Origin of the sequence: Geobacter sp. DSM 9736 (genome assembly GCF_900187405.1) — a bacterium.
In the GTDB taxonomy this organism is placed as follows: domain Bacteria; phylum Desulfobacterota; class Desulfuromonadia; order Geobacterales; family Geobacteraceae; genus DSM-9736.
In genome coordinates this window covers 1697019-1709088 of record NZ_LT896716.1, presented here as the reverse complement: position 1 = coordinate 1709088, position 12070 = coordinate 1697019, and the positions used below count along the sequence as shown (strand labels likewise).

Sequence of the window (12070 nt, the reverse complement as noted above, 5' to 3'; positions counted from 1 at the left end):
GGACTTGAGTTGCGTATCCTCACATTGCTGCAACAATATGAGTGATCAAGTTACTGGAAGGAGCGAATATGCCCGTCGCTGCCACAATCTACCGGCTTGCCGTCGCCCTCTGGACCGGGGGTGTCGCGCTCTTCACGCTTGCGGTAACTCCAATGCTGTTCAAGACCTTCGGGCGAGACCATGCCGGGCAGATCGTCGGAGCGGTGTTTCCCACCTATTTCCGTTGGGGTCTGGCATGCGGCGTCGTAGCTCTGGCCTGTGCCATTATTGCACGAGGCAGGATGTTAACCGTCACTGCGGCATTACTCCTTGTAATGCTTTCGCTCACTGCGTTCCAGGCCTTCTACATCGAACCCCGGGCTGCCGCGCTGAAAAAGGACATTCCCTCCTTCGAAACCACATCGAAAGATCATCCGCTGCGCCGCGAGTTTGCTAAGCTGCACGGCATCTCGGCAGCATGCAACCTTGCTGTGCTCGCGGGAGGGGTTGCGCTGATCGCGCGGTTCTAAAGCATTTACTTTTTAATCCCTTCAACTGCTTTCTGTTACGTGCCTCTTCCCCCACGAAACTTCAGCATTGACCCCATCGGATATCCTCTCCGGTTCCATGAAAACGCTTAAGGCATGCAGAAATAAAGCCGATACTCCAGCGTATAACCGAAGATTGTATTCCTATTCGGCGCGTTATCTATGCTGATGGATATCGGTCACAAAACTCGAAGGGGGAGAATAGATGATCCACCGAATTGCATTGAGGAGATGGTTGTGGGGTGTAGCGGCTGTTAGCGCACTTGGGCTATCCGGATGTGGGGGAGGGACCGGTTCCCCTTCGACAGTAAGCGGCGTCGTTGCTGACGGTTACCTGAAAGGTGCCGTAGTGTTCCTCGACAAGAACGGCAACAAGACGTGGGACGAGGGGGAACCTAAGGCGACCACGGGGGACGGCGGGGTTTACACTCTGACTGCCGTGAGCAGCGCCGATGTTGCCAGTTATCCGATAGTGGTCGAGGTGCCGGTCGGGGCTGTAGACGAGGAGCGGGGGGCGGTTGAAAAGCCGTATGTGCTCTCTGCTCCGGCGGGGAAACCTGAATTTGTCAGCCCGATCACTACGCTCGTTCAAAGCCAGATCGAGACGAATCCCACGATGACAGCTGAACAGGCGGAGAACGTGGTAAAAACCAACCTTGGCATAACCTCGACGAGCGTCAGCCTGTTCGATAACTTCGTGCAGAAAAAGGGCGCAAGCGAGGAGTACGCGAGGATCCAGAAGGTAGCCGAAGTTGTGGCCACTGCCGTCGGTAACAATATAGAAGCGATAAGAGTGGCGGCACCATCAGCCGATCTGAATGCAATAATAAAAGTGATTGTCCAGGAAGTGGTGGCCCAACTGCCGACCATCACCAAAGAAGTAGAAACAAATAGCACCTTCAATGCAACAACCATTGCTGCTGCTGCGGTTCCGACGACCCGGCTGACCTCTGATGCCACACAACTCCAGCAGCAGATTGCACAGGCCAGCACAACAGCTACGGTCAGTTCTTTCCAGGACGCTCTTGCTGGTGAAGGGTTTTACTGGATGGAGATCTTTAAAGAGTACGATAACTCCTTCTATGAATACGGCGTTGTCAAGCTAGGAGCTCAGCAAAACGGCAGCTACGCCCTTACGGAATCGTTTTTTACGTACACCGGAGGAAGCTGGGTTGAGAGCACTGAAGAAAGCGATGACTATACATTGACTTCTGCCGGCTGGGTTCTCGAAGACGACAGCGCAGCAGCCGGGACCCTCAAGTTCAATACTGACGGCACCGCAACGTGGACCCTTACCAAGAGCGGACGGTCAGAGATCATTCGGGTTGCTAAAATAGATGTCGCAGGGAAACTGGTAGCTCCATTTGTCGAACCCGAAGGGATTTCCGTGACCCCCGGCACTACGTTCGGCCCCGGTGCTGCTGTCTACAAGATGACCTTCACGGCTAATCAGGACGAGTATTCGATATGGTCTGGCAGTACCTACTCTTCTCCCTGGGCTGCTGCATCCATCGATGAGTTGATAGGTATTGCTTCGTCTCAGGAACGGGGTATATATGTAGGCAGGTACCTGCGTGCAGCTCTGGCTGGAACAGGGACGACTGGAGTTCTCGATTTCTACCAAGGACCGACCAAGCTCCAGCAGAGCGGCTCGTGGACAAAGAAAACGATAGGGAGCGAAAACGTCCTCATCCTGAGCATTCCCGTGTCAATGCGCCTTGAAGCATATGGATTGGATTGGCTCGAGCCGGGCGAGGACATGATTTTCGGCGTTATCAATGGCCAGCTGAAACAGGGGGAGGTAAGATACGCCAACATGCCTCGCACGGAACGTGGATATAATTTTAGCAAGACGGCCATGGACACTATTTTGCAGAACTTTGTTCCGGGGAACCTGACTCAGGCTCCAAAACGGCTGACAAAGCGCTAATTGGCAGATTTCGCAACAGCAACAAAAATGCCCCGCAAAGGGGCATTTTTGTTGAATCCACCATTCTTATCCCACCTTGTGCCCCCCCTGAAATATATAGACCCCGGGGATTCACCTGAAAAAAAACCAGCTTCCTTGACAGCCCATTGACCATTGCTATAATTTTCAAGAATAAAATATTTTAATAAAAAATAACAAATTAGAATGTTATTTGAGACATTTTGGCTTCATTTATTAAAAACAGGTGCAGAGGGGAGCTTATGAGAGGGCTACGGTTCATCTGGCTGTTTCTCGTGTTTTTTGTCACTTCGTGTGCTTCACCCTCCGTCATGCGTTATTCGACGGAAGGAGCAGCCAAGGTCAGGTCGGCCGCTCCTGCTGAGGAGTACCGGATTCAACCGGGAGACCAACTGGACATCAAATTCTTTTATAACCCTGAGCTGAACGAGCAGCTTGTCGTTCGCCCGGACGGAAGGATTTCCCTCCAGCTTGTGAATGAGCTGATGGCTGCAGGGATGACGCCGGGCCAGTTGACGGAGAAGCTGCGTACTTCCTACTCAGGGCAGCTGAAACAACCGGAAGTAGCAGTCATAGTCCGCACCTTCAACGATCAGAGAGTGTATGTGGACGGAGAGGTCTTCCGCCCCGGCGTAGTACCGCTTCCGGGGCCTATGACGGTACTCCAGTCCATCTCCCAGGCGGGCGGCATGAAGGAAACCGCGAGGCTTGACGAAGTGCTGGTAATCAGGAAGAACGGCCAGTCGAAACCTGTGACTATCATAGTGAACCTGGAAGATGCCATAGAAGGTACCGATCATGGCCAGGATATCACTCTTCTGCCTCATGATATCGTCGTCGTTCCCCGCTCGAAAATTGCCAACGTGAACGTTTGGGTGGACCAATACCTTCGCAGGAACATTCCGATCCCCATCGGTGTCGGCTGGGGCATCAACTAGGAGCTCCATAGGCGCAGCCATGGTGGAAGGAGCAGCGACCTGACACCATGGCTGAAAAGCCCCCGCCGCATGCGGTAGTCGCATGTAGCGGGTGCAGCAGTGAACTATTGCCCAAAGAACAGTGACAGGAGCATCTATGGTCAACTATCCAGTGATGGAACCTGAAATTCGGCCTAATAACAGCGCACGGGACTTCTTTGCGATCCTGTTCAAGCACAAGGTCAAGATCGTAGTGGTTTTCCTGGCGGTAGTCCTGACGGTGCTGGTTGCGACGATGTTGGCAACGCCGGTGTACGAAGCCAAAACCAGCGTCATGATGAAGATCGGACGCGAGCATCTTAACAGGGCGGACCTCGGTGACAACAATCCCGTGAACTTCAACCTCCGTCAGGAGGAGATCATCAACTCCGAAATCGCCATTCTCACTAATCCGGATCTGCTGGCGAAAGTGATCAACACGCTTACGGTCGAGAAGATATATCCGGACCTGGCGAAAAAGAAGCTTCCAGCGGAGATGAAACCGATAGACGCTGCTGTGGCCCGTTTCAAGGAGAGCCTGAAGGCTGAGCCGGTCAGGAAGTCAAATGTGGTGGAGGTAAAGTTCCGGCATAAAGATCCCAAAGTCGCAGCGGTAGCGGTCAACCTGCTCGTGGAGCTCTTCAAGGAGAAGCATCTGCAGGTCTTCAGTGATCCCAGGTCCTCCTTCTTCGAAGGGCAGCTTGCAGAGGTCGAGCAGAGGCTAAGGACCTCCGCAGACAAGCTGCAGGCCTACAAGCAGCAAAATGGCGTGTACTCCCTAGAGGAGCAGCGAACGCTGCTGCTTCGGCAAAGAACCGACCTGGACATGGCTTACAAGGCGAGCAGGCACCGTACAGACGAGCTTCAGAAGAAGCTTGCCACGGTGAGAACCCAGTTCAAGACGGTTGCTCAGAGCAATGAGCATTTTACAACGACTGAAAGAGACAGGGTCATCACTGAGGCAAAGGCGCGGCTTCTGGCGTTGCAGCTCAACGAAAAGCAACTGATGCTCAGGTACCGGGATGAAAGCCCCCTGGTCCAGAACAATAGAGAAGAGATACGGACGGTAGAGAGATTTCTTCAGGAGCAGGAACAGGACAACAGGGTGAAATCCCGATCCAACAGCCCGATTTACCAGGGGGTCGAGACTGAGCTCCTGAGGACCGAGGCGGATCTTAGTGCCGAACGGGCGAAAATGTCGACCATCCGGTCGCAATTTGCACAGGTGGACGGAGAGATAAAAAGACTCGACCTGAGAGAGAAGGAATTGCAGACCCTTCAGCGGGAAGTGGCGAGCAACGAGAAGAACTACCTGACCTACAGGGACAAGGCTGAGGAAGCGCGGATTTCCGACGACATGAACAAGCGGAAGCTCGCCAACATAAGCGTGATACAAGCCGCCGTTCCGCCTCTGCAGCCCGTTTCGCCCAAGAAGATGATGAACCTGATGATAGGAATGGTCATAGGATTGATAGCGGCACTCGCCTTGGCGCTGCTCACCGAGAACGTCTCGCAGACCATCTCGACTCCGGGAAGTGCGGAGAAGCGCCTGGAGCTTCCCGTGCTGGCGGTTATTCCGTACAAGGAATAGGAAAGGAGCGGGAGCCAGGATTTCCGATGGTTGGAACCGGTCTCCAGACTCTCGAAAAGGAAGACATGTACACGAACTTTTACAACCTTGTGAAGGAACCGTTTCACATCACTCCCGATCCTGAGTTCCTCTTCCTGAGCAACGCTCACAAGGAAGCGCTGGCTTCGATCATATACGGAGTGGAGCAGCGGAAGGGATTCGTAGCGGTAATCGGCGAGGTCGGGCTGGGAAAGACGACGATACTCCGTTCGTTTCTGGATCAGGTGGATAACGATCAGACGAAGATTATCTATCTCTTCAACTCGAACATATCATTCAAGGGGCTTCTGCAGACCATCTACCAGAATCTGGGGCACCCACCCGAATCGGACGATGTGGTGGAGATGGTCAACCGGCTTCACCAGATACTGATAGATTACTACAAGAGTGGCCGGAACGTGGTGCTCGTCATCGACGAGGCTCAGAACATGCCCTTGCGGACACTGGAAAACCTGCGGATGCTGTCGAACCTTGAGACCTCCACAGACAAGCTGATCCAGATCGTGTTCAGCGGGCAGCCTGAGTTCGAGCAGAAGCTCAAGTCGTACGAGCTTCGCCAGCTGAAGCAAAGAATTGCGATCAAGGCTGTCATCAAGCCCTTCAACGAGAACGAGAGCATGGACTACATCAACCACAGGCTGACCAAAGCCGCGGGGGGCGAGGTGGAGGTATTCACCCGGGGCGCTCTCAAGCTGATCGTCAGGCACGCCGAGGGGATTCCGCGTCTCATCAACGTCCTGTGCGACAACTGCATGATCTCGGGGTTCGGATATCAGCAGAAGCGGATCGAGGCGAAGACGGTAAAAGAGATCGTGGCGGACCTGGAGCAGAAGGAGGAAGCGGGTTTCCCCCGCTGGATGACAATTCTCATAGTTTCATCTGTTGTTGCGGTTGGAGCGCTGGGAATCTGGAAAGCCGCAGTAGAGGGGCTTCTTCCCTGACACCATGAGAAAGGCATCAGGTACACGACAATGAGCAATATATACGAAGCGTTGCAGCAGGCACAGCGGGAGAAGAAGAGGCCACTGCCTACCCAGCCGGTCCGTGAGGAGCAGGGAAGGGTAGAAGAGCAGAAACCGGTGACGTTGCAGAAACGGAGGATTCCCGAGATCCCCATGCCGGAGGATTACCTGGCCGATTCGGTGGAGCTGGATGCCGAAAAGGAGATGGTAAGCCTCTATCAGAGTATTGTTCACTCCCTTGCCGATTACCCGCGCAAGATCATCCAGTTCATCGGGTCGGTGGATGGGGAGGGGGTCTCGACCATCGTTCGGGAGTTTGCAAAGCTGCTGGCCACCAAGCTCGGCAAGACGGTTCTCATTCTGGATGCGGCGCACCGTCGTCCGACCCAGCATCTGTTCTGCGAGATCGCCCATGAGCACGGCTGGAAGGATGTGGTCGAGGGGAGCCAGCCGGTGGACAAGGGGATATGCTATGCCGGCGTACCCAACCTCTTCCTCTCCCCTATAGCGCAGGATGCAACCCTGCCGTCACACATCTACAACCTTCCGGTGGCGAACCGGTTTCTCCTTGAACTGAAGCAGAAGTTCGATTTCGTTCTCATAGATTCTTCTGCCGCTACCAGTTCCCCCGACTGCCTTGCCATTACCCGGAGCGCCGATGGTGTAGTGCTTGTGGTCGCAGCTGAAAAAACACGCTGGCAGGTCGTGGAGAGCGTGAAGGCCAAAATTGAAAAGAATGGAGGAAACATCATAGGAATGGTGCTCAACAAGCGGCGCTACTACATTCCTAAGTCGTTCTACCGGCACCTGTAGCATAGCCGGTTGCGGCACAACCGTAGCCTGAAGTCTCTTTTCCGCTGAATAAGCTTTACAGGGTGTCAAATAGCCGATTCCACAGGGTGACAACCATGAAACTGCTGAAATTCCGGACAGGAAGAGATGTGCCCGAAGGATACGAAGCCGGTCATAGGGACGTGCCGGTTGTTGGCCATGCCAGCAACTTTTACTCAGAGTGCTGCTTCCACGAAATGCTCTCTCTGGAGCGCAGGCGGACCGAACGGACGGGAAGGCCGATCTGTCTGATGCTGTTCGACGTGGAGAAGCTATTCCGCAGCGGGGGGGAGAGGAGCCCGTACGGGATCATTCCGGCGCTGGCGTCTTCAATTCGTGATATCGACATCTGCGGGTGGTACCGGTACGAACGTCAGATCGGCGTCGTTTTCACCGCCCTTGACGAAGGAGGACTGCAATCCTCTCTAGATTCGATCCACAAGAAGATACGCGAGAATCTCCTGCAGGCCCTCACGCCCGAGATGATGGCGACCATCAGGATCACCTGTCACATCTTCCCGGAAGAACTAGATGTGAAAAAGCCGGAAGATTTCATCAACTCCCGTTTCTATCCCGAAACCGGTAAAGAGGAAACCGTCGACCTTTCCGATGTGGTGAAGCGGCTGATGGACATTACCGGAAGCATTGTCGGCATTATCCTGTTTCTCCCCTTTTTCCTCGGCATTCCCCTTCTCATAAAACTGACCTCCCGCGGACCGGTCCTGTTCAGGCAGGAGCGCATCGGCCAGTTCGGCAGGAAATTCACCTTCCTCAAGTTCCGTTCGATGTACGTCAACAGCGACGATCGCATTCACCGTGAGTACATCAGCCAGCTCATGGCCGGTAAGAGCTACGGCAAGGAGGGGGAGGGTAAGGTCTTCAAGATAACCAACGACCCCCGCATAACACCTCTCGGAAGGTTCCTTCGCAAGACGAGCCTCGATGAACTCCCCCAGTTCTTCAACGTGCTGGCAGGCCAGATGTCGCTGGTGGGGCCGCGTCCGCCGATCCTCTACGAGTTCAAGGATTACGATGTGTGGCACCGCAACCGGCTCATGAAACGAAAGCCCGGGATCACAGGGCTCTGGCAGGTGAAGGGGCGAAGCCTTACCACCTTCGACGGGATGGTGCGGATGGATCTGAAATACATCCGTGAATGGTCGCTGTGGCTCGACATACGGATACTTCTCGAAACGCCGCTGGCAGTACTTAAATGCCGGGGAGCTTACTGACATCCAATACAACTACCGGAATTCAGAATGACCCCTTTAGGTTCGGGAGCGACGACCGGCTCCTGACTCCTGACTTCCGTCTCCTGAATTCTTCGATAAAAAAGGGGGTGTGTATGATACGCGTGGGAATCATAGGTTACGGCTACTGGGGTCCCAATGTGGTTCGGAATTTCATCGGCCACGGCGAAACCCAGGTAGCAGCCATATGCGATTTGGAGCACAACGCCCTGCAGAGGGCGAGAAGAGCACATCCTGGGATTCATACCACTTCCGACTGCAACGAGATTCTCAGGTCGCCGGACATCGATGCGGTAGTGATCGTGACTCCCGTCTCGACCCACTACGAGTTGGCGAAGGTCGCTCTGGAGAACGGGAAGCACATCTTCATAGAGAAGCCCTTCACCGCTTCGATAAACCAGGCCGAGGAACTCATCGAACTGGCGGACAAAAAGAACCTCAGGATCATGGTCGACCACACCTTTCTCTTCACGGGATCGGTGCGAAAGATCAAGCAGCTGATCGAAGAGAATGTGCTGGGAGACCTCTATTACTTCGACTCGATCCGCATAAACCTCGGACTATTCCAGAAAGATGTCAATGTGGTCTGGGATCTGGCGCCCCACGACCTCTCAATCATGGACCATCTCATCAACAAGAAGCCCGTGGCGATCATGGCCAGCGGCACCGCCCATTTTCACAGCAAGCTGGAGGATGTGGCATACATCACCCTCTACTTCTCGGATAACCTGATCGCCCACATCAATGTGAACTGGCTCTCCCCGGTGAAAATAAGAACCACTCTCATAGGTGGGGACAAGAAGATGCTTGTCTGGAACGACCTGGCTCCGGACGAGAAGATCAGGATCTATGACCGTGGAGTGGAAACATTCGGCCAGGAAGCTTCCTACGACATGCGCGTCAGCTACCGTTCCGGCGACATGTGGGCTCCCAAGGTGGAGCAGAACGAAGCGCTGAAGGTCGAGGTCGATTACTTCATCGACTGCATCATCAACGGAAAGACGCCGATCAACGACGGCCAAGCGGGGCTGCGGATCGTGCGCATGCTTCAATCTACGATTAAATCCCTCAAGAGGGGTGGCGAGGTGGTTTACCTGTAAGCGTCCGTGGAGAGGCTGTCCAGGCACCCGTTAAATCCATGAAATGAAAAGGAGCAGCAGATGGGCGAATTCCTGTGCATTGCCGATGACGTAAAACTCGGCGAAAACGTCAAATTGACGAAGTTCATCAACATGTACGGCTGTGAGGTCGGCGACAACACCAAGATAGGGGCTTTCGTCGAAATCCAGAAGAACGCGAGGATCGGCAACAACTGCAAGATCTCAAGCCACACGTTCATCTGCGAAGGGGTGATCATCGAGGACAACGTCTTCATCGGACACAACGTCACCTTCATCAATGACCTCTATCCCCGTGCAACCAACACCGACGGAAGTCTTCAGACGGAGGCGGACTGGCAATGCGGCATGACCTACATCAGGAAGGGGGCTTCCGTGGGTTCCAGCGCCACTCTCCTGTGCGGCATAACCATCGGTGAGAATGCCATTGTCGGGGCGGGGAGCGTAGTAACCAAGGATGTGCCTGCGGGGGCCGTGGTAGCGGGAAACCCGGCACGTATACTCAACAGGCAGGAAAAAAACATCGAGAAGGAGAGAGCGTATGAATATTCCATTCCTTGATCTCAAGGCTCAATACCAGACGATCTCGCGTGAGATCAACGATGCGATGCAGCAGGTGATTACGGCATGCGCTTTCTCCGGCGGCAAATACGTATCCCAGTTCGAGGACGAGTTTGCTTCCTTCTGCGGTTGCGGTGCTTCCATCGGTGTCGGCAGCGGCACCGAGGCACTCTGGCTGGCGCTTCTGGGTCTCGGGATAGGGCCGGGAGACGAGGTGATAACCGTGCCGAACACCTTTATCGCAACGGTGGAGGCTATCAGCCTCTGCGGCGCCGATCCGGTGTTCGTCGACGTGGACGAGCAGAGTTACACGATGAACCCGCAGCTTATCGAAGCGGCCATAACTCCCCGAACCAAGGCGGTCATCCCGGTGCACCTCTTCGGCCAGCCGGCCGATATGGACCCGATCATGGCCATCGCCCGCAAACACGGCCTTTATGTCATAGAGGATGCCTGCCAGGCTCATGGCGCGGCGTACAAAGGTAAAGTTGCCGGTACCATCGGTGACGCCGGATGCTTCAGTTTCTATCCCGGAAAGAACCTGGGTGCCTACGGAGAAGCCGGCGGTGTGGTGACCGGCGACCCGCAGCTGGCCGACAGGATAAAGATGCTGCGCGATCATGGCCAGTCCCAGAAGTACTACCACAATGTGGTGGGCGTCAACAGCAGGATGGACGGCATTCAGGGGGCGGTGCTGAGCGTGAAGCTGAAGTATCTGGATGCCTGGAACGAGAAGCGTCGTGCCCACGCCAAGCGATATTGCGCTCTTCTCCAGGGGGTCGAGGAGGTTGTCCTGCCACGGGAGATGGAGTACGTCCGCCATGTATTCCACATCTTCGCAGTGCGGGTGAAGGATCGCGAGAGCTTCATGCAGGCACTCACCGCCAAGGGGATCGGCTGCGGCATCCACTATCCGGTTCCGGTCCATCTGCAGGAGGCATACAGCTCGCTGCAACTCGGGAAAGGCTCCTTTCCCGTCGCCGAGCGGCATGGTGAGGAGTTCGTATCCCTTCCGCTCTTCCCGGAGATGGAGGCAAGCCAGGTGGAATATGTCGCTGAGACTATCAAGGATTACTTCGCCGCTCGCGACTGCCGCAAGATAGCCTGATCAAGTACGCGTGACACTCAAACCCCGGAGGTACGGAGAGGGTAAACCGACTGCTGCCGACCTGATTCACTCTCCGTTTCCTCCGTTCCTCTGCATCCGTTAGGCAGGGCCGCATCTTGCCTGCTCGCAGCTTTTAAGCCGGGTATCCAATGAAAACAATCAATCCGCTGGAAACGAAAAACTGGAACGACATGGTCCTGGAGACGGGGTGCTACTCCTTCTTTCATTCGGCGAACTGGGCCAGGACACTGCATGAGTCATACGGCTTCAATCCGGTCTACTTCATGGCGCAGGAGAAGCAGCGGGTTACAGCGCTCCTGCCCGTGATGGAGATACGCAGTTTCCTGAGCGGCAACCGGGGCGTGTCCCTTCCCTTCTCCGATTACTGCGAGCTCATAGGTCGCGGGGAGCCGCTAAGGGGGGTGGTGCAGGAGGCGATAGGCTACGGGAAAAGTGCCGGTTGGAAATATGTGGAACTCCGGGGCGACAGTTCCATGTTCGCCGGGAATCCCTGCTTCTGCTTCCATTACCTGCACACGACCGACATATCCGAGGGACCTGAGAAGACATATGCGGCGCTTCGCGACAGCACCAAACGCAACATAAAGAAGGCGGTTAAGGAGGGAGTCACCGTCACACGGGGCACTTCGCCACTGGCTCTCTCGGAATTCTGCCGGCTCAACAGCATCACCAGAAGGCAGCACGGGATTCCGCCGCAGCCCCAGGCTTTCTTCGAAAGACTGCACGAGAACGTGATCGCCCAGGGGATGGGAAGGGTGTATCTGGCGTACCATGGCGGCACCTGCATCGCGGGTGCGGTGTTCGTCCACTTCGGAGACCGCGCTCTTTACAAGTACGGTGCGTCCGATCCGAGCTACCAGCACCTGCGGGGGAACAACCTCGTCATGTGGGAAGCCATGCGCTCCTACAGCGAGGAGGGCTTTTCCTCATTCTCCTTCGGCAGGACAGAGCCCGGCAACGAGGGGTTGCGTCAGTTCAAGAACGGGTGGGGGAGCAGGGAGGAGACGGTCAATTACTACCGGTTCAATCTTCAGCGGGAGGTTTTCGAAACGGACAGCGGCAGCGCAGGGGCAGGTTGCACCAGGATCATGGCGCGCCTTCCCATTCCCGTTCTCGAAACCATCGGGAAGTATCTGTACCGGCATGTGGGGTGATATC

General features: G+C 55.2%; 11 protein-coding genes. All 11 read left to right on the top strand.

Annotated features, from left to right (window positions below):
* Nucleotides 1-68 precede the first annotated feature (68 nt).
* Nucleotides 69-509 carry a DUF4149 domain-containing protein gene (locus tag CFB04_RS07730; RefSeq protein WP_088534735.1) on the top strand — a complete coding sequence of 147 codons (441 nt, stop codon included), beginning with the start codon at nt 69-71 and terminating at the stop codon, nt 507-509.
* A gap of 223 nt (nt 510-732) precedes the next feature.
* A complete protein-coding gene (locus CFB04_RS07725; protein WP_157698756.1) occupies nt 733-2457 on the top strand; it encodes a hypothetical protein in 1725 nt (574 codons plus the stop codon).
* Between the two features lie 260 nt (nt 2458-2717).
* Nucleotides 2718-3413 (top strand): polysaccharide biosynthesis/export family protein, encoded by a 696-nt coding sequence (locus CFB04_RS07720; protein ID WP_088534733.1) that lies wholly within the window; start codon nt 2718-2720, stop codon nt 3411-3413.
* 136 nt (nt 3414-3549) lie between these two features.
* Nucleotides 3550-5022 (top strand): GumC family protein, encoded by a 1473-nt coding sequence (locus tag CFB04_RS07715; protein ID WP_231934434.1) that lies wholly within the window; start codon nt 3550-3552, stop codon nt 5020-5022.
* A 26-nt stretch (nt 5023-5048) separates the two neighbouring features.
* Nucleotides 5049-6002: an ExeA family protein gene (locus CFB04_RS07710; RefSeq protein WP_088534732.1), complete on the top strand. Its 954-nt coding sequence runs from the start codon at nt 5049-5051 to the stop codon at nt 6000-6002.
* 30 nt (nt 6003-6032) lie between these two features.
* Complete coding sequence (locus tag CFB04_RS07705) at nt 6033-6836, top strand: CpsD/CapB family tyrosine-protein kinase (RefSeq protein WP_088534731.1); 804 nt, start codon at nt 6033-6035, stop codon at nt 6834-6836.
* Nucleotides 6837-6931: 95 nt separating this feature from the next.
* A complete protein-coding gene (locus tag CFB04_RS18210; RefSeq protein WP_197692599.1) occupies nt 6932-8086 on the top strand; it encodes a sugar transferase in 1155 nt (384 codons plus the stop codon).
* A gap of 113 nt (nt 8087-8199) precedes the next feature.
* A complete protein-coding gene (locus tag CFB04_RS07695; protein WP_088534730.1) occupies nt 8200-9204 on the top strand; it encodes a Gfo/Idh/MocA family protein in 1005 nt (334 codons plus the stop codon).
* Between the two features lie 60 nt (nt 9205-9264).
* Nucleotides 9265-9783, top strand: a complete 519-nt coding sequence (locus tag CFB04_RS07690; protein ID WP_088534729.1) for an acyltransferase — start codon at nt 9265-9267, stop codon at nt 9781-9783.
* Nucleotides 9764-10891: a DegT/DnrJ/EryC1/StrS aminotransferase family protein gene (locus CFB04_RS07685; RefSeq protein WP_088534728.1), complete on the top strand. Its 1128-nt coding sequence runs from the start codon at nt 9764-9766 to the stop codon at nt 10889-10891. The genes CFB04_RS07690 and CFB04_RS07685 overlap by 20 nt, the downstream gene beginning before the upstream one ends.
* A gap of 149 nt (nt 10892-11040) precedes the next feature.
* On the top strand, nt 11041-12066 hold the full coding sequence (locus CFB04_RS07680) for a lipid II:glycine glycyltransferase FemX (RefSeq protein ID WP_088534727.1): 1026 nt from the start codon (nt 11041-11043) through the stop codon (nt 12064-12066).
* Nucleotides 12067-12070: the final 4 nt, after the last annotated feature.